General features: G+C 67.8%; 17 protein-coding genes and 1 pseudogene. 9 read left to right on the forward strand and 9 right to left on the reverse strand.

Annotation, left to right across the window (positions count from 1 at the left end; genetic code table 11):
- The first annotated feature begins 92 nt into the window (after positions 1–92).
- The 3 genes from trpS to AB0N66_RS21290 all read left to right on the forward strand — a co-directional run bounded on the left by trpS (position 93) and on the right by AB0N66_RS21290 (position 3,091).
- Positions 93–1,106, forward strand: coding sequence for a tryptophan--tRNA ligase (gene trpS, locus AB0N66_RS21280; protein ID WP_365437174.1), 1,014 nt, complete (start codon positions 93–95; stop codon positions 1,104–1,106).
- A 274-nt stretch (positions 1,107–1,380) separates the two neighbouring features.
- Complete coding sequence (locus AB0N66_RS21285) at positions 1,381–1,965, forward strand: 2'-5' RNA ligase family protein (protein ID WP_365437177.1); 585 nt, start codon at positions 1,381–1,383, stop codon at positions 1,963–1,965.
- Between the two features lie 169 nt (positions 1,966–2,134).
- On the forward strand, positions 2,135–3,091 hold the full coding sequence (locus AB0N66_RS21290; protein ID WP_365437179.1) for a YihY/virulence factor BrkB family protein: 957 nt from the start codon (positions 2,135–2,137) through the stop codon (positions 3,089–3,091).
- On the opposite strand, the gene AB0N66_RS21295 is transcribed toward AB0N66_RS21290, so the two are convergent.
- A complete protein-coding gene (locus tag AB0N66_RS21295) occupies positions 3,045–4,442 on the reverse strand; it encodes a D-alanyl-D-alanine carboxypeptidase (RefSeq protein ID WP_365437530.1) in 1,398 nt (465 codons plus the stop codon). The two genes, AB0N66_RS21290 and AB0N66_RS21295, sit on opposite strands and share 47 nt — an antisense overlap.
- On the opposite strand from AB0N66_RS21295, the gene AB0N66_RS21300 reads away from it, so the two are divergent.
- The 3 genes from AB0N66_RS21300 (at position 4,441) to AB0N66_RS21310 (ending at position 7,314) form a co-directional block, all read left to right on the forward strand.
- A complete protein-coding gene (locus AB0N66_RS21300; protein ID WP_365437182.1) occupies positions 4,441–4,776 on the forward strand; it encodes a hypothetical protein in 336 nt (111 codons plus the stop codon). The two genes, AB0N66_RS21295 and AB0N66_RS21300, sit on opposite strands and share 2 nt — an antisense overlap.
- Before the next feature lie 15 nt (positions 4,777–4,791).
- On the forward strand, positions 4,792–6,132 hold the full coding sequence (locus tag AB0N66_RS21305; RefSeq protein ID WP_365437185.1) for a metallophosphoesterase: 1,341 nt from the start codon (positions 4,792–4,794) through the stop codon (positions 6,130–6,132).
- Positions 6,133–6,609: 477 nt separating this feature from the next.
- Positions 6,610–7,314, forward strand: a complete 705-nt coding sequence (locus AB0N66_RS21310) for a CDP-alcohol phosphatidyltransferase family protein (protein ID WP_365437188.1) — start codon at positions 6,610–6,612, stop codon at positions 7,312–7,314.
- Positions 7,315–7,371: 57 nt separating this feature from the next.
- Here AB0N66_RS21310 and AB0N66_RS21315 read toward each other — a convergent pair whose 3' ends face one another.
- Positions 7,372–8,193: an FkbM family methyltransferase gene (locus tag AB0N66_RS21315; RefSeq protein ID WP_365437191.1), complete on the reverse strand. Its 822-nt coding sequence runs from the start codon at positions 8,191–8,193 to the stop codon at positions 7,372–7,374.
- Between the two features lie 273 nt (positions 8,194–8,466).
- On the opposite strand from AB0N66_RS21315, the gene AB0N66_RS21320 reads away from it, so the two are divergent.
- The gene (locus AB0N66_RS21320) at positions 8,467–8,868 is read left to right on the forward strand and encodes an ATP-binding protein (RefSeq protein ID WP_365437193.1); all 402 of its coding nucleotides are present in this window, start codon (positions 8,467–8,469) and stop codon (positions 8,866–8,868) included.
- A 159-nt stretch (positions 8,869–9,027) separates the two neighbouring features.
- On the opposite strand, the gene AB0N66_RS21325 is transcribed toward AB0N66_RS21320, so the two are convergent.
- From AB0N66_RS21325 to AB0N66_RS21335, 3 genes are all read right to left on the reverse strand, one after another.
- Entirely contained in the window at positions 9,028–11,100 is a 2,073-nt protein-coding gene (locus AB0N66_RS21325; protein WP_365437196.1) for a sulfatase-like hydrolase/transferase, read from the reverse strand.
- Positions 11,101–11,404: 304 nt separating this feature from the next.
- A complete protein-coding gene (locus AB0N66_RS21330) occupies positions 11,405–12,877 on the reverse strand; it encodes a HAMP domain-containing sensor histidine kinase (RefSeq protein WP_365437532.1) in 1,473 nt (490 codons plus the stop codon).
- 2 nt (positions 12,878–12,879) lie between these two features.
- Positions 12,880–13,569: a response regulator transcription factor gene (locus tag AB0N66_RS21335; protein WP_365437199.1), complete on the reverse strand. Its 690-nt coding sequence runs from the start codon at positions 13,567–13,569 to the stop codon at positions 12,880–12,882.
- A gap of 213 nt (positions 13,570–13,782) precedes the next feature.
- Here AB0N66_RS21335 and AB0N66_RS21340 point away from each other — a divergent pair, with 213 nt between their 5' ends.
- Positions 13,783–16,188 carry an MMPL family transporter gene (locus AB0N66_RS21340; RefSeq protein ID WP_365437534.1) on the forward strand — a complete coding sequence of 802 codons (2,406 nt, stop codon included), beginning with the start codon at positions 13,783–13,785 and terminating at the stop codon, positions 16,186–16,188.
- A gap of 50 nt (positions 16,189–16,238) precedes the next feature.
- Here the strand turns inward: AB0N66_RS21340 and AB0N66_RS21345 are convergent, their stop codons facing one another.
- The 4 genes from AB0N66_RS21345 to AB0N66_RS21360 all read right to left on the reverse strand — a co-directional run bounded on the left by AB0N66_RS21345 (position 16,239) and on the right by AB0N66_RS21360 (position 18,485).
- Entirely contained in the window at positions 16,239–16,904 is a 666-nt protein-coding gene (locus tag AB0N66_RS21345) for a TetR family transcriptional regulator (protein WP_365437536.1), read from the reverse strand.
- A gap of 105 nt (positions 16,905–17,009) precedes the next feature.
- Positions 17,010–17,516, reverse strand: coding sequence for a DCC1-like thiol-disulfide oxidoreductase family protein (locus tag AB0N66_RS21350; protein WP_365437201.1), 507 nt, complete (start codon positions 17,514–17,516; stop codon positions 17,010–17,012).
- Positions 17,517–17,521: 5 nt separating this feature from the next.
- Entirely contained in the window at positions 17,522–17,929 is a 408-nt protein-coding gene (locus AB0N66_RS21355) for a hypothetical protein (protein WP_365437204.1), read from the reverse strand.
- Positions 17,930–18,074: 145 nt separating this feature from the next.
- A complete protein-coding gene (locus AB0N66_RS21360) occupies positions 18,075–18,485 on the reverse strand; it encodes a VOC family protein (RefSeq protein ID WP_365437207.1) in 411 nt (136 codons plus the stop codon).
- 134 nt (positions 18,486–18,619) lie between these two features.
- Between AB0N66_RS21360 and AB0N66_RS21365 the strand changes: the two are divergent.
- Positions 18,620–19,018: pseudogene (locus AB0N66_RS21365) on the forward strand (Uma2 family endonuclease); the annotation flags it as partial.
- Positions 19,019–19,115 lie beyond the last annotated feature (97 nt).

Raw genomic sequence — 19,115 nt, forward strand, 5'->3', positions numbered from 1 at the left:
TCACACTGTTGTTACACCGCCCGGGTCCAATCGGTTCCCACCTGTTCCCGACCTGTTCCCGAGCAATGAGGGTCACCTGAGAGAATGGACCCATGGCCTCTGATCGTCCCCGTGTGCTCTCCGGAATCCAGCCCACCGCAGGCTCGTTCCACCTCGGCAACTACCTCGGCGCCGTCCGCCAGTGGGTGGCTCTGCAGGAGTCCCATGACGCGTTCTACATGGTCGTCGACCTGCACGCGATCACCCTTCCGCAGGACCCCGCGGACCTGCGCGCCAACACCCGGCTGGCCGCCGCGCAGCTGCTCGCCGCGGGGCTCGACGCGGACCGCTGCACGCTCTTCGTCCAGAGTCAGGTTCCCGAGCACACCCAGCTCGCCTGGATCATGAACTGCCTCACCGGTTTCGGCGAGGCGAGCCGCATGACCCAGTTCAAGGACAAGTCCGCGAAGCAGGGCGCCGACCGTGCCTCCGTAGGCCTCTTCACGTACCCGATCCTCCAGGTCGCGGACATCCTGCTCTACCAGGCCAACGAGGTCCCGGTCGGTGAGGACCAGCGTCAGCACATCGAGCTCACCCGGGACCTCGCCGAGCGCTTCAACGGCCGCTTCGGCGAGACGTTCACGGTTCCGAAGCCGTACATCCTCAAGGAGACGGCGAAGATCTTCGATCTGCAGGACCCGTCGATCAAGATGAGCAAGTCGGCGTCCACTCCGAAGGGCCTCATCAACCTGCTCGACGAGCCGAAGACGACGGCCAAGAAGGTCAAGAGCGCGGTCACCGACACGGACACCGTCATCAGGTATGACACGGGTGAGAAGCCGGGTATCAGCAACCTGTTGACCATCTACTCGACCCTCACAGGAACCGGTATCGCCGAACTGGAGGAGAAGTACGTCGGCAAGGGCTACGGTGCGCTGAAGACGGACCTTGCCGAGGTCATGGTCGACTTCGTGACGCCCTTCCGGGAGCGCACCCAGCAGTATCTGGACGACCCGGAGACGCTCGACTCGATCCTGGCCAAGGGCGCCGAGAAGGCGCGCGCCGTCGCCGCGGAGACCCTCTCCCGGGCGTACGACAGGGTCGGCTTCCTGCCTGCCAAGCACTGACAGCCGGTACGGCGGCGGGTACCGCGGCCGTACAGGGCGGCCGGTAGGGCGGTCAGGACGACAGCCCGGCCGGCAAGGCTGTCAAGGACAGGCCTGTCAGGACAGGGCCGTCAGGACGACAGCACGTCCGAGAAAGCCAGTACGAGACGAGCACAACACCCGCACGACAGCCGGGATCGGGCGGCACCGCCGTACAGTCGATAGCCGTACCAGCCAAGCGGTCACGCCTGCCCGCGAGGAACCGAGAAGAACCGATACGACGACAGGAGACGACGTGGGGACCGTAACGATCGGTGTGTCGATCGCGGTCCCGGAGCCTCATGGCAGCCTGCTCCAGGAGCAGCGCGCGGGCTTCGGTGACCTCGCGGCTTCCGGCATCCCCACACACGTCACCCTGCTGCCGCCGACAGAGGTCGACGCCTCGGCGCTGCCCGCGATCGAGACGCACCTCGTCGAGGTCGCCGCCGCCGGGCGCCCCTTCCCGATGCGGCTCTCCGGTACGGGCACCTTCCGCCCGCTGTCGCCCGTCGTGTTCGTGCGGGTCGTCGAGGGTGCCGAGTCCTGCACCTGGCTGCAGAAGCAGGTCAGGGATGTCTCCGGGCCCGTGGCACGCGAACTGCAGTTCCCTTACCACCCGCACGTCACCGTGGCACACGGGATCGACGACGAGGCGATGGACAGGGCGTACGAGGAACTCGCCGGGTACGGGGCCGCGTGGCCCTGCACCGGATTCGCGCTCTACGAGCAGGGCGCGGACGGGGTCTGGCGCCAGCTGCGGGAGTACGTCTTCGGCGGCGCGGTGGTGCCTCCGCAGGCCTGCGCGCCCGCGGAGCGCGACACCACGCTGCCCGCGCACTGACCGGGGCCCGGCCGCCCAGCCTTTTGCCGGGCCGGTAGCTGCTGCCGCCGCTGCCGAGGCCTTTCCCGTGTAGCTGGTCTGCTGGACCCGTACGCCGACACGGGCTCCTGCTCGCGTGTTTTCGGGGTACCCGCACATTGGGTCTCCGAGGCGAGGGCAGAGTCAGATCATGGACTGGCTGAAGAAGCTTCCCGGCGTGGGTCCGTTGGTCGTCCGCCTGATGGCCACGCACGCGTGGCGGTCGTACGAGCGGCTTGACCGGGTGAAGTGGACGCGTCTCGCCGCGGCGATGACCTTCATCAGCTTCGTCGCGCTCTTCCCGCTGCTCACCGTCGTCGCGGCGATCGCCGCCGCCACGTTGAGCAGTGAGCAGCAGCAAGATCTCCAGGACAAGCTCGCCGACCAGGTGCCGGGCATCTCCGACCAGCTCGACATCAACTCGCTGGTCGAGAACGCCGGCACGGTCGGTGTCATCGCGGGCGCCCTTCTGCTGTTCACCGGCATCGGCTGGGTCGGTCAGATGCGGGACTGTCTGCGGGCGGTGTGGGAGCTGCCGGACCCGGAGGAGAACCCCGTCCTGGTCAAGCTCAAGGACGCGCGCGTACTCATCGGGCTCGGCGGCGCCATGCTCGTCACCATCGTCGTCTCCGTCGGCGCGTCCACGACGGTCGGCTGGACGGCCCGCCAGATCGGTATCGACGAGAACGGCTGGGGCGGCGTCCTGCTCCAGGCGGCCGCGTTCACCGTCGCCGTACTCACCGACTTCCTGATCCTGCTGTACCTCCTGACGCTGCTGCCCGGCGTCCAGCCACCGCGTCGTCGGCTCGTCGTCGGCGCGCTGATCGGCGCTGCCGGGTTCGAACTGCTCAAGCTGCTGCTCAGCGGCTATATGAGCGAAGTGGCGTCGAAGAGCATGTACGGCGCGTTCGGGGTGCCGATCGCGCTCCTGCTGTGGATCAACTTCACCGCGAAACTGCTGCTGTTCTGCGCCGCCTGGACGGCGACGCAGAGCAAGGAGGACGAAGCCGAAGCAGACGAAGCGGCTGAAGAGGCCGAGGATGAAGAGGCCGAGGCTGGGGTCAGCGACGGCGGCGCATCAGGTCCGGCAGCGGCCAGCGGCGGTTGACCAGGAAGCCACCGGCCGCGATCAGTACGAGGAGGCCGCCCGTGATGGCCAGCGCGATCCCTACACCGCCCGAACCGTCGTTCGCCTCGGCGGACGCGGCCACCGGCTTCGAGGACGCGTTGTCCGCACCCGGGGTGGACGCGTTCGCGCCCGGCTGCGCGCTCGTGTCGACGCCCTGTGGCGGCACCAGTTCGCCTACCGGCTCGACCTTGCCCGCCGCCTTGAAGCCCCAGTCGAGGAGCGCGGCCGCCTCCTTGTAGACCTCGTTGTGCTCGTCCTTCTCCGGGTTCATGACCGTGACGAGCAGCACTTTGCCGTTGCGCTCGGCGACACCGGTGAAGGTGGCTCCCGCGTTCGTGGTGTTGCCGTTCTTCACACCTGCGATGCCCTGGTACTGCGAGATGTCGCTGTCCCCCGTGAGCAGCCGGTTGGTGTTCTGGATCTCGAAGGACCCACGGGTTGTTTTGCCCTTTTTGTCCTTCGTCGTCTCGCCCGGGAACTTCGCCGACACCGTCGAGGCGTACTCGCGGAAGTCCTCCTTCTGCAGCCCGGAGCGGGCGAACAGCGTCAGGTCGTACGCCGAGGACACCTGGTTCTTCGCGTCGTAGCCGTCCGGACTGACCACGTTCGTGTCGAGGGCCTGGAGCTCCTCCGCGTGCGCCTGCATGTCCTTGACCGTCTGGTCGACGCCTTTGTTCATGGCGGACAGGACGTGTACGGCGTCGTTGCCGGAGCGAAGGAAGACGCCGAGCCACAGATCGTGGACCGTGTACGTCTCGTCCTCCTTTATCCCCACCATGCTCGACCCCGCGCCGATGCCCGCCAGGTCGGAGAGCACCACCTTGTGCTCGGTGGTCTTCGGGAACATCGGCAGCAGCGTGTCGGCGAACAGCATCTTCAGGGTGCTTGCCGGGGGCAGCCGCCAGTGTGCGTTGTGGGCGGCCAGGACTTCGCCGGACTCGGCGTCGGAGACGATCCAGGAGCGGGCGCTGATGTCCTTCGGCAGCACGGGGGCGCCGGCGCCGAGGTTCGCCTGGGTCCCGGCCTTGCCGAGCTGTTCGCCGCCCACCGTCGACATGTTCGCCGGGGGTGTGGCTGACGGCGAGGTGGAGGCCGCGGGGGTTGGGGACGGGCTAGCGTCCGCGAACGCGAACGCGGGTGCGGTGAGGGAGAGGGACAACAGGGTGGCGGAAGTGACCAGCAAGGACCGCAGGGCGGTCTTATCGCTGGCGGACGGGGTCGAGTTGGTGGCGGGCACGGTCGAGAAATTACATGGCTCCGGTCGGGAAGTCCCACTCCCCTCCCCACCCCGGCGCCGGAGCCCGGCCGGCGACGGCGATACTGAACCCATGAAGCTCACCCGCCCCGTCTCCTGGTTCCTGGTCGCCTTCGGGGTGTGGAGCTGGGTCATCTGGATCACTTTCATCAAGAATCTGTTCAAGGACGGCAGCGGGCTCGCGTTCGACGACGCGGGCGATCCGACGGCGTACCTCTGGGTGCACCTGACGCTCGCGGTCGTCTCCTTTGTCTTGGGGACGGTTGTCGGGGGCATCGGGTTGCGCGGGGTCCGCGCCTTGCGCCAGATGGCGTCGGACCAGGCGTTGTCGGACCAGGCGTTGTCGGACCAGGAGTCGTCGGACCAGGAATCGTCGGACCAGGCGTCGTCACATCAGACGTCGTCATAACGGGGGTACGAGACCGTGGTCGTTGTGTTTGTGCTCGTTCTGCTGGTCGTGGTGGCCGTGCTCGGAGCACTGCACTGGTACGAGTGGCGCCGCCTGGTGCGCGACACGACCCGCGGAGCGGGGCTCGGCCGCCGCCTGGGCACCGTCGTGTTCGTCGCCGGGCCCGTGCTGATGGTCACGGCGCTCGTCGCCGAGCGCAGCGGCGCGCCGTTCTGGCTCCAGCAGACGCTGGCCTGGCCCGGGTTCCTGTGGCTGGCGCTGTTCATGTATCTCGGTCTGAGTCTGTTGGTGGGGGAGGTCGTACGGCCTCTGTTGCGGCGGTTCCTGTCGCGGAGGGGGGCCGGCGCGCCTGGTGCGGCTGCCTCGCCTGCGGTCGTCGTCGGGTCGGGGCCGCACCGGAGCATCCGTCCTCGGTCTGACGCGGAATCGGCTGCTTCGGAAGGTGACGGTGTTGACGCGCCAGCCGCTGCGGGGGGACGTTCCGGTACGTCCTCTTCGGCCGGTTCTGCGGGTGCGGGTGGAGGTGCTGGGCCGTCTCGGCGGCTTTTCGTCTCCCGCGTGGTGGGGGGTGCCGCGGCTGCTGCCGCCGTCGGAACTGTCGGGTACGGGACGTACGGCGTCCTGCGCGGGCCCTCCGTCAAGCGGGTGACCGTGCCGCTGGCCAAGCTGCCGCGCTCCGCGCACGGGTTCCGGATCGCGGTGGTGAGCGATATCCACCTGGGGCCTGTTCTGGGCCGGGGCTTCGCGCAGAAGGTCGTCGACACCATCAACGCGACCCAGCCCGACCTCATCGCCGTCGTCGGCGACCTGGTCGACGGCAGCGTGAAGGACCTCGGGCCCGCGGCGGCACCCCTCGCCCAGCTCAAGGCCCGGCACGGGGCGTTCTTCGTCACCGGCAACCACGAGTACTTCTCCGGCGCCGAGCAGTGGGTCGAGGAGGTACGGCGGCTCGGCCTGCGCCCGTTGGAGAACGCGCGCGTGGAGCTGCCCGCCTTCGACCTCGCCGGGGTCAACGACGTGGCGGGTGAGAGCGAGGGCCAGGGTCCCGATTTCGCCAAGGCGCTCGGCGACCGGGACACCACACGGGCCAGCGTCCTGCTCGCCCACCAGCCGGTCCAGATCCACGACGCCGTCGAGCACGGCGTCGACCTCCAGCTCTCCGGCCACACCCACGGCGGGCAGCTGTGGCCGGGCAACTTCATCGCGGACCTGGCGAACCCGACCCTGGCGGGGCTGGAGCGGTACGGGGACACGCAGTTGTACGTCAGCCGGGGTGCGGGCGCGTGGGGGCCGCCGACGCGGGTGGGGGCGCCGTCGGACATCACGGTGGTGGAGTTGGCGTCCCGGCAGGCCTGACCATTTGTGCCTTGTCTGCAGCGCGTGGATCTCGTGGGGGAGCTGTTGATGGCGCGCGGGTTCGCGGGCAAGTTCTTTCAGCTGGCCCGGTAGGGCGCAGGCGCTGTCCGTCGGCGCTGTGGTAACCCTTGTCGGCCCAGTATGCCGTCGTGCAGAGCGCCGATTCCGCTGAGGCCACGGCACCCTCGCCTCCGATGGCCTGCTCCTTGTCGGTCCCAGGGCTCCCGGGACATCAGACAAGCAATTGCCCGTGCGTCGGCTGAATGGTCTGACGTCCGCGGACGTATTGGTCAGGGCGCGGCGCCGAAACTGGGCCGTCTTGACGGGTGGGCTTTAGGAGGAACGGTGACGGATCTCGCACAGCGAGAAGTGGCTCTGCGGATCTACCCGCCAACGCGGGTCCACATGCCAACGCGTGTCCAGCTACCAACGCGGGTCCACACGCCCATGCGGATCCACCCGCCAACTCTGGGCGTCTTGGCCCAGGCGGCCGTTCTGGTTTTGCTGGGGGCGACAGCAGGGCTCGGGGTAGCCGGTTGGCTGGCCGGGCTGGGGTATTCCGCTGTTACGTGGATCTTGCTCTCTCGCGCCCTGCAACAACCTGACGTTCACCGATGGGGACCTGCTGACAGCGTCACCTTTGGCCGGTTGATCCTGACCGGCGGTGTAGCCGCTCTTGTCGCCGACTCCGTCGGCGGGGACGTACATCTGCCAGTGCTGATCGGATTGGCCGCGGTCTCCTTGATTCTCGATGCCGGAGACGGTCAGGTCGCCCGCCGCACAGGAACCGCGTCGAGATTCGGTGCACGGTTCGACATGGAATCGGACTCCGTCCTCGCGATTGTCCTGAGCATCTTTATCGCGACGTCTCTCGGTTGGTGGGCCGCTGCGATCGGGATTTTCCGCTACACCTTCGTGTTGGCGTCGTGGGTGACGCCGTGGTTGTGTGCCCCACTGCTGCCTCGAATGTCGCGAAAGGTTGTAGCTGCGTCACAAGGTGTTGTGTTGGTTGTCGTGAGTGCGGGCCTCCTTCCTACATCAATGGCGCAGGTTTGCGTTGCGACCTCAATTGGCACGCTGGTCTGGTCGTTCGGCATCGATGTGGCGTATCTGTGGAGGCAGTCGGTGCGGAATCGGCTGAGGAGAATTAGTGCAGCTGAGCTTGAATTCGGGTTGTCGTAACTGGTGGTGGAACTTGGTCGTCGCCTCGCACTGCCGTGGTCTGACAGAACAGCGCGTTCAGCGTGTGCCGGCGGTGCTTGTGGGCGTCGTCGGGCCAGCCGTGACTGGCGACGACAAGCAATAGATATCGCCCGAGTTGGCCTCATGCGGAAGCGCCAGAATGTGAGCGGCCATCGTCTTTGACGAAACCCACTCATCGAAGGTCAGGCTCATGCTCTCGCCCATGGATACGTTGAAGAATCCGAACCCCAGCTCGGTCACGCGGTCCAGGCAGCGCTGCGCCACTGAACGTTCGATCGTCGTGAACTCGAACGACAGTGCAGGCAACGCCTGACTGAGGCCGGCCAACACTGAGGCCTCGAAGCCTTCGACGTCTATCTTGGCGAATGCGGGCGTACCGTAAATCTTGATGAGGTTGTCGAACGTGACAACCGGTACGTCCAGCTCCGCGTCCCACACCTGATCTTGCCAGCCGCCTGCTCCGTCAGCGGCTTTTATGAATTCCGCCGATGCTGTGGATACGGTGGGGTTGGCGGAGTTTACGTAGAATTTTGCTGCTCCCTCGTGTGCGCCGCACACGGCTTCTACAGGCACCACGTCTTCGTCGCCGGCGTAGATTTCTCGGATGGCGCGAATGCACAGCGGTTGCGGCTCCACGGCCGTCACGCGTGCCCCCAGTCGGCGAAAACTACCTATTCGGTCACCGACATGGGCGCCAATGTCGAAAACCAGGTCGCCAGGCCGTACAAACTGCGCGTAGAAAGCGTCCATCGCCGCATCCTGGCCGGCGTTCCCGTAATAGAAATTGAGCGATCGGTGGATGGCGGAAGCAGTCGGATCGGCTTTGAGGGATTCTAGTGCATCGTTGTTAAAGTCCATGGGGGATTGTACCCCGGTGAAGGTGTTATGCAATTCTCTCGGGGAGATCAAAGGAGTACGTACTCAGCAGTGAGGACGTCGGTGGTGGCCCGTAGCTGTCGGGCGGACCTGTGTCTTCCGCTTCAGGTGGCTGAGCTGGATATGACAACCGACATGATCTCCTGGGTATGACAAATGTCGTGATCCCATGGGTCGGCGCTCACTCGAGTGACATCGCGCCCCCGCCCAACGCAGCACCATGTGTCGGAGGTGTGTGCGGGGTGAGGAGCAGATGTGCTGAGACGCGACTCATTTCGGCTGCCCCGGCATCCGGCGTCCGTCGGGCTTGCCCGGCGCCGGGTACGGGACCACCTGGCCGACTGGGGTCACAGCACCGACGACCCGGCCCTCGCGAACGCCGTCCTGCTCGTCTCGGAGTTGGTGACCAACGCCGTGCGCCACGGCACCCTCCTTGAAAGGGAGTTCGAGGTCGCGGTGACCGCCCTCGCCGACGGCTCCTGCTTCATCGAGGTCTCCGACGAGGGCTTCGCCGAGCCCCGGCTTCGGACGGTCGCGGATTGGGAGGAGACCGGGCGCGGCCTTCACCTGGTGGAGAGCCTGGCCGAGGCGTGGGGGGTGTGGAGCCGGGGGCGCTATGGGAAGACGGTGTGGGTGCTGGTGTCGGCGTCCGGCTGACCGCTGACCGCTGACCGCTGACGGGTGATCAGTGATCAGTGATCAGTGATCAGTGATCAGTGACGGGTGACGGGTGACGGGTGACGGGTGACCGGTCACCCGTCACTGATCATCAAGGGGGCGGGGCGGTCACCGGTCATCAAGGCGGGTCACCGGTCATCAAGGGGTCGGCGTGGAGCCGTACGCCGTCAGGAATCGGTCGCGGAAGTCGCTCATCTTCCAGACCGGGGTCGTCTTGTTGGGCTGTAGTCCGTCCGTCCAGTTCCAGTCGGCGATCTTGTCGAGGACCTTGGGGTCCTTGGCGACGATCGAGACCGGTACGTCACGGCTGGCGTTGTTGCCGCTGACCCGGGCGATGGGCTGGTGGTCGCCGAGGAAGATGAGCACGGTGTTGTCGTTGCCGTACTTCACCAGGTAGTCGATGAGGCTGGTCACCGAGTACTGGATGGACTTGCCGTACTCCTCCTTCGACCTGGTGGAGTTGGTGAGGAGCTCCGCCGGGTCCGTGCCCTCCTTCTCGATGGCGTCGTAGATCGAGCCGTCGCCGACCTGGTCCTGGGGGACCGTCTTGGGGATGGGCCCCCAGGGCTGGTGGCTGGAGGTCAGGATGATCTCCGACATCAGGGGCTTGTCCTGCTTCTTGCCGTGCTCCAGCCGCTCGAACGCGGTCAGGGCGAACTGGTCGGGCATGGTCGACCAGCTGAACTTCGGGCCCTTGTAACCGAGTTCGTGGGAGTCGTAGACGTTGTCGAGGCCGAAGAACTTCGCTTCCGGCCAGGTCTTCTGGACGCCCGGCATGATGCCGACCGTGCGCCAGGCGCCCGTCTTCTGGAAGGCGCTGGTGAGGGTCATGTGGTCGCCCGTGGTGACAGTGCGGTAGCGCTGCTGGTTGTTGATCCACAGGCCTGACAGGAAGGTGGAGTGGCCCAGCCAGCTGCTTCCGCCGTACGTCGCCGAGGTGAGCCAGCCGCTCTCTGCCGCGAACCCGGCTTCGGTCAGCTTCTTGTTCTCGGCTGTGAGGGTCGCGTTCACACCTGGCGAGATGAGCGGGTCCTCGATCGCGCTGCGGCCGTAGCTCTCGATGAAGGTGATCATCATGTCCTTGCCGCGCAGGTCGGTCAGCAGCTGGTCCGGCGGGGTGTTGGCGAAGGCGTCCTTCTTGGCCACCTCGGCGAACTCCGCCTCGTCCCGCAGGGTCGACTCCACCGACTCCGCACGGATACGGACGAGATTGGCCGATCGGGCCGCGGCGATCGGCATGTCGGCGGTGAACTGCAGGCCGAGCGCCGCGCAGGTGACCCACACCGTGCCGAACACCAGCGTCGCGCGCGTCGCGGTGGCCGTGTGCCGGGCCAGGACGTTGCCCAGCCGGACCACCGCCAGCACCATCGCGACGAACACCACGAGGACGAGGACCACAATCGCGATGACGGCGGCGAGCGTGCCGTTCTTGCCGATCGTGTCCTTGAGGTACGTATGGGCGTCGCCGAACAAGGTCCAGTCGAGGATCAGGTTGAAGTCTCGCCCGAGGTACTCCTTGAAGCCCATGTCCAGGAGATTCAGGACCAGTTGCGCGCCGACGCCCAGCCCCAACAGCACGGCCACGACGATGCGTGGTTTGCGCGGCAGGGCGATCAGCAGAGCGGCGCCGAAGACCGCCTCCACCGGGATGCGCACGAAGGCGATGGGCATCACGCCGGCGGCGTTGTTCGACATGAGCAGGGTGAACAGCACCAGCGCGGCGGCTAGGGCGGTGGTGGTCCACGACACCGCCTTCGCGGCGACGGGGTACCTGTCACGCCAACCCCGCCAGACGCGCCAGCCCCGCCGACCGAGACCCGGGGCAGCCGCTTCAGGCGTGGGTTCGGAGGCGGCGTCGGCGGTGGGCTCGGCCGTGGGTTCGGCTGTGGGTTCGGGAGTGCCTTCCGCAGTTGTCTCGGCCGTGGTTTCGGGCGTGGCTTCCGTGGTGGGCTCGGGCGCGGCATCCGCAGCGTGTTCGGGCGCGGGCTCGGAAGCGGGCTCCGGTGCAGACTCGGGCGCGGGCTCCGGCGTGAGTTCGGGAGTGGCGTCCGCAGCGGGTTCCGGCGTGGGCTCGGGAGTGGCGTCCGCAGCGGGTTCCGGCGTGGGCTCGGAAGTGGCCTCCGGCGTCAGCTCCTCCTCCGGAGGCGCCTGCGTCTCATCCGTCGTCTCGCTCGTTTTCGGCAGCTGGCGAGAGCTCGTGTTGAACGACAACCCGGCGGTCCTTCCGTGCGAAGCGCTGTGCTGGTGCGGCGGATGGCGGATGGCCGATCAGCGTGAACAGGCCGGCCGGTGCCACCTGCATTTGTGTACGGCACGGCGGCGGCCCCCGTTCAATCATCCAGGTCCGCTTCCGGTCAAGCGGGTCACCGTATCTGGTCAAGCAGACTCACGAGCGCCGATCGGACTCACGTAAGTCCCCGGACTCACGTAAGTAGTCATCGGACTCACGCGGGTCATCAGAGTCATCACGCAGGTCATCAGGCTCACGCGGGCCGAGCAAAGGCCCGGGGCGGGCTCAAGTCCGGCGCCGCGCAGGCAACGACACCGTCACCGCCAGCCCCTCGCCCGGCGACGTCCGCACCGCGACCTCGCCCCCGTGCGCCGTCACCACACCGTGCACGATCGCCATGCCGAGTCCGCTGCCCGCCCCGCCGCCCGCCCGGAAGAACCGGTCGAAGATACGCGACGCGTCGTCCTCGGTGAGCCCGGGACCCTCGTCCGCGACGCACAGACGTACGACACCGTCGGCACGCTCCAGGCCGAGCCGCACCGGCACCTCCGCGGGCGTGTGAGTGCGTACGTTGCCCACGAGGTTGCCCAGTACCTGTCGCAGCCCCGATTCGTCGGCGTGTACGAGGAGGGTTCCCTCGGCGCCGACGGTCACCGGGCGGCCCGGCTGCTGGGCCTGTAGATCCTCGGCCGCGTCCCGTACCAGTCGGCTCAGGTCTACGTTCTTGAAGCGGAGTTCGGGCCCCTGGTCGAGGCGGGCGAGGGTGAGCAGTTCGTCCACGAGGCGGCCCATGCGGTCGGCCTCCGCGTGCATCCGGTCCCAGGCCCGTCTGCGCTCAACCGGATCGGGCAGCATTCCCTTCTCGATGAGCTGGAGATAGCCGCGGATCGCGGACAGCGGCGTGCGCAGCTCGTGCGAGGCATCCGCGACGAACCGGCGCAGCTGGGTCGCGCTGTGCTCACGCGTCCGGTGCGCCGACTCGACCTGGTGGAGCATCGAGTTGAGGGCGATCCGCAGCTGCTCGACCTCCTGGGTCGGATGCCGGTTGGAGGGCACCCGCCGGGTGAGGTCGCCCTCGGCGATCGCCGACGAGGTCTCCACCATGTCCTCAAGCGGCCGCATCCGGCGGCGCACGCTGAACATGGTCAGGCACGCGAGCAGTGCCAACAGCAGTGCTCCCATGGCCACATCGAGCTTGAGCGCTTTGGCGATGCCGTTGTGCAGCCCGTCGGTGGAGGTGGCGACCAGGACGTATGTGCCGTCGGCGAGTTGCGCACCCGTTGTCCGGTAGGCGGCGCCCTGCACGGTGATGTCGTGCGGTTCGGGGTCGTCGGTGAGTGCGTGCGGGTCGCCCACGGCGGCGGCCAGGGCGAGCTGGGAACGGGTCAGTTTGAGGCCGCCGATATTGACGGCGGTCCCGTTCCCGTCGACCGCCGTGTAGATCGAGTCCGGTGTCGGCGACCTGTCCGACTCCGGTACGAGCCGGTCGCGTATGAAGGCCAGCGCGCTCAGTGAGTCGATCTGCCGCATGGTGAGCTGCGCGTTGCTCAGCGAGTCACGTGTGGTGACCAGTTCGGCGTCGATCTGGTCGAGCAGATAGTGCCGCATGCCCATCAGGCTCACCGCGGTCGCCACGATGATGCCGAGGGCCAGCAGCGCCACGTTCGCGAGCGTCAGCCCGCCGCGCAGTGAGTGGATCCCGTGGTGGTGGCAGCGGGACCCACCGGTCTTCACGGACGGGATCACCGCGCGCCACATGCTCATGCGAGCCCGTATCCGACGCCCCGCCGGGTCTGGATCACCGGCGGCCCCAGCGGTTCGAGCTTGCGCCGCAGATAACTGATGTACGTCTCCACGACGGTCGACCCGGCCGAGTGCTCGTACTGCCATACGTGGCGCAAAAGTTGCTCCTTGGTGACGATCCGCCCGCCGTTGCGGACCAGGAAGCGCAGCAGGGCGTACTCGGTGGGGGTGAGCTCCACCGTGTGGTCCCCGCGGTGTACGCGGTACGTCGTCTCGTCCAGCTCCAGGTCGCCGTACCGCAGGGGCGGGCGCTCCGGCAGGACGTCCGCCGGGCGCGTACGGCGCAGTACGGCGGTGATCCGGGCGACTACCTCGTCGATGTTGAACGGCTTGGTGATGTAGTCGTCACCGAAGCCGAGCGCGCCCACGATCTCGGCGGGCGCGTCCCGTGCGGTGAGGAACACGACCGCCAGGTCGGGCTGTCGCAGGCGCAGTTCGCGGCCCAGTGCCCGGCCGTCGCCGTCCGGCAGCATCACGTCGAGCAGCGCCGCGTCGGGGCGGGTGCGCTCGGCGAGCGTGAGTGCCTCGCGGACGGTGCCCGCGACCATCACCTCGAAGCGGTGGTAGCGCAGGGCGATGGTCAGGACGTCCGCGATGCTCGGCTCGTCCTCGACGACGAGGACGGTGGCTCCCTCGTGAGCGGTCATGCCCCCAGTATCCGCGCCGCCACTGACAGCGGGCCCGTTCCGCTCCTTGGAGTTCCTTGAGAGTCATCGGAGTTCCTTGAGGGGAGTCCCCTTGGAGTTCCTTTGGAGTTCCTTGAGAGTCATGGGCGGGCGCTGCCGTCACCGGAGAGGTCTCGACATCCTGAGACCTCAGGACCCGGGGGACCCGACGAAGGAGCGTTGAGCGTGGCGACATTGGCGCGGTGGTGCTATCGGCACCGGCTGGTGGTCCTGTTGCTTTGGGTGGGGGCGCTGTTCGGACTGGGCTTCGCGGGTTCGGCCGCGGGCACGAACTACGCGGATACTTTCTCTCTTCCCAACACGGACTCCAAGAGTGCGTACGACCTGATGGAGAAGGCCTTCCCCGAGCGGGCGGGCGACACCGACACGGTGGTGTGGAAGGTCGACAGCGGATCGGTGCGGGACGATTCCGTACGATCCCGGATCGAGCCCGCGCTTGCCGAGATCGGCAAGATGAAGGGCGTCGGTGACGTCACTGACCCGTACGCGGCCGGGGGAGCCGCGCAGATCAGTAAGGACGGGCGGATCGCGTACGCCCAGGTCACCTTCGCCGAGCAGGCGAACTCGGTGCCCAAGGAACTGGTCCAGGACGTCGTCGACACCGCGCAGGGCGCCGAACGCGCGGGCCTCGACGTGGAGTTGGGCGGCCAGGCGATCCAGCGCGTCCAGGAACCGCCGACCGGCCTCGCCGAGTTGGTGGGCGTCGCGGCGGCCGCGATCGTCCTTTACCTGGCCTTCGGCTCGTTCCTCGCGATGCTGCTGCCGATCGGCATCGCCGTCTTCGGTGTGGGCACCGGAATGTTCTCGACCCAGCTCCTCAGCCATGTCACGAACGTTCCCGAACTCGCTTCGCTGCTCGCCACGTTGATCGGCCTCGGCGTCGGGATCGACTACGCGCTGTTCATCGTCACCCGGCACCGGCGCGGCCTGATGCGCGGTGAGAAGCCGGAGGACGCGGCGGTCACGGCCCTCAACACATCCGGCAGGGCAGTGCTGTTCGCCGGCGGCACGGTGGTCATCGCGCTCGCCGGAATGCTGGTGATGAACCTGCGCTTCCTGGACGGTGTGGTCATCGGCACGGCGGTCACCGTCGTGCTGAGCGTCCTCGCGGCCGTCACCCTGCTGCCCGCGCTGCTCGGCCTGCTCGGCACCCGGGTGCTCAGCCGCCGCCAACGGCGCAAGCTCGCCGCCGAGGGACCGCAGCCGGACCGTACGAGCGGCCTGGCGGTGCGCTGGTCGGCGACCGTCGAGCGGAACCCGCGGAAGGTCGCCACGCTGGCCGTCGTCATCATGGCCGTCCTCGCGCTGCCGCTGCTGTCGCTCCGGCTCGGTACGACCGACCAGGGCAACGACGACGCTTCGACGACGACCCGGCAGGCGTACGACCTGCTGGCCGAGGGCTTCGGCCCCGGGTTCAACGGCCCCCTACAGGTGGTCACGGAGAGCCCCGACACCGACACCCTGGTCGCGGGCATCCGCGCGACCGATGGAGTCGCCCAGGTGGTCGCCCTGCCGCCCGGGCAGGGCGTCACGGTGATCCAGGTCGTGCCGACCACGTCACCGCAGTCCGTCGGGACGGACGAGCTCATCGACACCCTGCGCGACCAGGTCATCCCGGACGCGGGCGTCAGCGCCCATGTCGGCGGCGTGACAGCCGTGTCCAAGGACTTCTCGTCCGTGACCGCGGACCGGTTGCCGTACTTCGTCCTGGCCATCATCGGTCTGGGCTTCCTGCTCCTGATGATCGCCTTCCGCTCGATCGTCGTACCGCTGACAGCCGCGGTGATGAACCTGATCGCGGCCGCCGCTGCCTTCGGCGTACTCGTCGCGGTCTTCCAGTACGGCTGGGGCCTGGACCTGCTCGGTCTCGGCAAGGAAGGCCCGATCAACTCCTTCCTGCCCGTCATCATGCTCTCGCTCCTCTTCGGCCTCTCGATGGACTACCAGGTGTTCCTGGTGAGCCGGATGCACGAGGAATGGGTGCATACGAAGGACAACGCGCGGGCGGTCCGCGTCGGCCTGGCGGAAACCAGCCGGGTCATCAACTCGGCCGCCCTGATCATGGTCTGCGTCTTCCTTGCCTTCGTACTGAGCGGCGACACCGGTGCCGCGATGGCGGGCGTCGGCCTGGCGGCGGCGGTCGCCCTCGACGCCTTCATCCTTCGTACGGCCCTGGTGCCGGCCGTGATGCATCTGCTCGGCAACTCCAACTGGTGGCTGCCCGCCGGACTGGACAAGCGGCTGCCGCACCTCGCGGTGGAGCCTAAGGAGGACGCCGAACCCGCGCCTGCCACGGCCGCGTCCGGTACGTCGGTGGTCCACGGCTTCGTCCGCGACGGGGAGAGCGCGCCGATCGACGGCGCGGTCATCCTGCTGCTCTCGAAGGGCGGCCGCCAACTGGACCGCGTGAGCTCACTGGCCGACGGCTCGTACATCGTCTCGGCCCCTGCCCCCGGCACGTATCTGCTGGCGGCGACGGCTCCCTCGTACGCGCCCCGGGCACGGCATGTCGTCGTGACCGATGAACCACTGGTGCACGACGTGGAGTTGGCGGAGGGGGAGGTCGACGCGGTCACCTGAGGCGGGTGAACAGAGGTGGTGCAGGGGGGCGTGCTCCAGGAGCACGCCCCTCAGTGCTTTTTCGCGGGGTCGGGCAGCGCCTTCGTCATCCCCGGCAGGAAGTCCGTGAACAACTCGTGCACCTCGTGGACGAGGGGTCGCAGGATACGGAAGCGGGCCAGGGAGACGCCGCGCGCGGTGAGGCGGGCGCCGCGCTCGGCGAGCCGGTAGCTGCGTTCACGCCCCTCGGTCCGGTCGAAGACCCAGTACAGGACGAGCCCCATCTGGGAGAGCCACATCAACTCCGGAAGAGCGTCGCGGAGTTCCGCCGGCACCTTGGTCTTCGACCCGGACAGCACCTCACGGTGGACGCTGATGGCCTCCTCGCGCGCGTGCTCCGACTCGGGGGAGAACGGGCTGAGCGGGCTGTCCGGGTCGGCGGCGTTCTTGAAGAACTGCACCGCGAACTCGTGGGACGGCGCGGCGATGTCCAGCCACGCCTTCAGGACCCCGCCGAGCCGGGCCTCCAGATCGGTCTCCCGGTCCAGGACCTCCCGGACCGCCGCCCGGTGCTCGGCCGCGATCCGGTCGTAGAAGCCCTGGATCAGGTGTTCCTTGCCGGCGAAGTAGTAGTAGGCATTGCCGACGGAGACCCCGGCCTCCTGGGCGATGGCCCGCATGGTCGTCTTGTCGTAACCCCGTTCCTGGAACAGACGCATCGCCGTTTCCAGGATCAGGGCGCGGGTCTGCTCGCTCTTGGCGGGGCCCTTCTCGGGGCCCTTCTCCGGGGGGAGCGCTTTGTCGGAGCCGGGGCTGTCTGTCGGTACGGGCACGGTAGGAGCCTAACGAGTGGAGCAGGTGCCGCTGTCGCAGCCGGGAGGGTTGTAGGTCCAGCCCGACTGGGGCTGGTACGTCCATCCGTCACCCCGGTAATAGGCGCTCCCGCCCCAACTGTCCGCCCTGCGGCTCTCACGCCACTTGGCGGCGGCGAGCATCGCGCCCCTCGCGAGACGCGCACCCGCCGGGGTGCTCAGCCGATGGGCGAGCGCCCGCTGCTCGCGCAGCGCCCAGAGGCAGACGACCCAGGCGGCGGACCCCCGGTAGACCTGCCCGCCGTCCCCCACGACGGTGATCTCGTCGAGGGTGGCCCGGTGGTCGAGCGCGGGGAACTCGCCCCGGGCCTCGTCGGACCCGGCCGGCACGAACCGAAGCGGCACCAACTGCGACTGCTTCCCCAGCCAGTCGCGCAGGAAGGCACAGAGCGAGCACTGGGCGTCGTACAGGACGGTGAGCCCGAGGACCGGGACGCGCGCGGCGTCCCGGTCCCGGGTGGCTGGGATCCCGGCCATCGGGGTCACGCCCCGGCCGACGGAGCGATCCAGTCCGTCGGCGCGACGGGCGGCAGCTGCTCCCGCTCCATGACGCCCCGGCGCCGGATCTTGTTGAGCACGTACACGTTGCCGAGGTGCATGACTCCGAGCACGAGCAGCACCACGCCGAGCTTGGTCGACAGGGCCTCGAAGATCCCACGGGCGTCCGCGATCTCGTCGTCCCCGTTCAGATAGAGCGCGACGAAGCCCAGGTTCACCAGGTAGAAGCCCACCACCAGCAGGTGGTTGACGGCGTCGGCGAGCTTCTCGTTCCCGTGCAGTACGTCGGCCAGAAAGATCCGCCCGTTGTGGCTCAGCGTGCGCGCCACCCAGATGGTCAGCGCGATGCTGACCAGCAGATAGATGACGTACGAGACGACCGTGAGGTCCATGTCCCCACCCCTCCATGCTTTCTTGAACGCGTTCAAAACGCTGTCGAGAAAGAATGTAGACCTGCTTTTGAACATGTTCAAGTCGGGGTCGGGCAGGTTGAGGTGGAGCAGGTTGAGGTTGAGGATGAGCGGGTTGGGGTGGCGGTCAGGCCTGCCGACTGAGCTCGGGTCGCTTGCTGTAGTCCGTGAGGCCGATGACGTTCCCCCAGGGGTCGGCGATCTCGACGGTCCACCCGGTGGCGCCGGAGAAGGGGGCGTCGAGGGTCTGGACGCCCGCCGCGGCCAGCACTCCGGCCACCGCCCGCGCGTCCCGCACCTCCAGCCACACCCGCACCGAGGCCCAGACCGGCGCCCGTCGACTCAGCTCCTCGTCCAGCCGCAGGAGCACTCCGGGAGTCTCCTTGCCCACCTTCAACATGGCGATCCCGGCCTCGTCGAGCCGGAACGCGACGGGGAACCCGGCCTGCTCATAGAAACTCACGGCCTCGTCGAGATTCCCGACGGGCAGGAGCACGTTGTCGAACCCGAACAGCTCGTACGACTCATCATCTGACATGTCGTCAGATTAGGTGGATGCGTTCTGGGGATCTCGGGGGCTGACCGTGGGGGTCACCCGATGGAGGGAGGCGGGTGACATTCCCCCTGGGCACGCTGAAGCGACGGGCGAGACTCCGTCGCATGGGAGCAATCATGAGCGCGGCATCCGAGGACGGGCTCGACGACGAGTTGTCGTACCGCTGGCCGATCCCGCCCCAGGAGGGCTGGACAGCGGACGACCTCGACCGGATTCCCGGCCTCCCGCCGCACACGGAGTTGATCGACGGGAATCTCGTTTTCGCGAGTCCGCAGACCGCTTTCCGCGGACGCTGCATGCGCCTACTGGAGAACAGTCCTCTGGAGCAGGCCCCGGATCATCTTGATGTCATGCGGGAGATGACCATCAAGCTGGACACCAGGAACCGTCCGGAGCCGGACGTTCTGGTCTTCCCGGTGGAAGCAAACACCGGCCCCCGCCAGACCTGGTACCGCCCCGAGGACATCGTCCTCGCCGTGGAAGTCGTCTCCACCGAGTCCCGCGTACGCGATCGGCCGGGCCCGATACTCCGGGTGGTCTTCAGGGGCGCCGACTTCTCTCCCGGCCCTCCCCTCCTGCAAGATGACCGGCAGTCCTGTTCGCCCATTTGGC

This window comes from Streptomyces sp. NPDC093544 (assembly GCF_040683495.1).
Lineage (GTDB): Bacteria > Actinomycetota > Actinomycetes > Streptomycetales > Streptomycetaceae > Streptomyces.